Raw genomic sequence first — 263 nt, 5'->3', positions numbered from 1 at the left:
TCCGGGGGCTTTGGGACGCCGGAATCCCGGTGGATGGGGTGGGGCGGGGGAGGGACCTCGAGGCCGACCTCAAGGCCTGGCAGAGGCGCTACCCGGGGAACGAGGAGAAGGCGAGGAGCCTCCTCAAGGCCCTCAAGCGCCCCGAAGGGGTGAACCCCGTCACCCTCGTCGTGGACGACGCCACGGGCCTCACCCCCAGTGTGGTCCCCTGGCTGGTGGCCTTCGCCGAGGTGGCCACCCTGGTCCTGGCCGTCCACCCGGAG

At 72.2% G+C, this 263-nt stretch carries 1 pseudogene; it reads left to right on the top strand.

What is annotated here, in order from left to right:
* Positions 1 to 263, top strand: a pseudogene (locus ACYQ0J_RS00425) (ATP-binding protein); the annotation flags it as partial.

The sequence above is a fragment of the Thermus sp. FJN-A genome, assembly GCF_054655095.1.
This window is presented reverse-complemented; position numbering and strand designations above follow the sequence as displayed.